Here is a 1,035-nt window from a genome sequence, read left to right as displayed (position 1 = left end):
AACAGGTTCTGCATGGAAGTTACCGCCAGAGATGATGTCGTTATCTTCTGCAAATACTAATGGGTTATCAGAAACGGAGTTCGCTTCTACTTGTAATACTTCAGCGGAGTTGCGAATTTGCTGCAAACACGCGCCCATCACTTGCGGCTGACAACGCAGTGAGTATGGGTCTTGCACTTTTTCACAGTTGGTGTGCGATTCACCAATTTCACTCGATGTATCCAGTAGGTGACGATATGCCATTGCCGCATCCATTTGGCTACGATGGCCACGTACGCGGTGGATTCGAGGGTCGAACGGACGTCGGCTACCTAGTGCGGCTTCTACAGACATGGCTCCACACACGGTTGCTGACGCGAAAAGATCTTCGGCAATAAACAGACCTTCTAGCGCGAATGCTGTTGAAGCCTGTGTACCATTGAGTAACGCTAAGCCTTCTTTTGGCGCTAGTGTGATAGGCTCAAGACCAGCAATTTTTAGTGCTTCGTAGCCGGATACGATTTGGCCATTGTGACGTGCTTGGCCTTCACCAAGCAGCACCGTACTCATGTGGGCTAGGGGAGCCAAATCGCCTGAAGCGCCCACCGAGCCTTTTTGAGGGACGCATGGATAAACTTGTGCATTGACTAAATCAATCAACATGTTGATGACTTTCAAACGAATGCCAGAAAATCCACGAGCCAAGCTGTTGATTTTTAAAACCATCATGAGGCGAACGGTTTCATCAGACATGAATTTGCCGATACCCGCAGCATGAGATAAAACAATACTTCTTTGCAGCGTTTCTAAATCTTCTGGTGCAATTCGTGTGTTTGCTAAAAGACCGAAACCGGTGTTGATACCATAGACGGTACGGTCTTCCGCAATGACGCGATCGACGACTTGAGTACTTTCTTCAATGCCCGGAATGGCCTCTGGGTCCAAAGTAAGGTTGACCGGGGAACGGCTCACTTGACGCAGTTCGTTTAAGCTAATATGACCTGGCTTTAGCGTTAAATTTAACATCTCTTTCATCCTTACTTGAGCTTCTTCAGT

At 47.7% G+C, this 1,035-nt stretch carries 1 protein-coding gene; it reads right to left on the bottom strand.

All coding sequences use genetic code 11. From position 1 onward, the window contains the following. A partial coding sequence (locus R7E42_RS25620; protein ID WP_318073328.1) for an aromatic amino acid lyase occupies nucleotides 1–1,005 on the bottom strand: 1,005 nt, incomplete at its 3' end. Between the last annotated feature and the right edge of the window lie 30 nt (nucleotides 1,006–1,035).

Origin of the sequence: Vibrio sp. Vb1337, assembly GCF_033338715.1 — a bacterium.
GTDB lineage: Bacteria > Pseudomonadota > Gammaproteobacteria > Enterobacterales > Vibrionaceae > Vibrio > Vibrio alginolyticus.
This window is presented reverse-complemented; position numbering and strand designations above follow the sequence as displayed.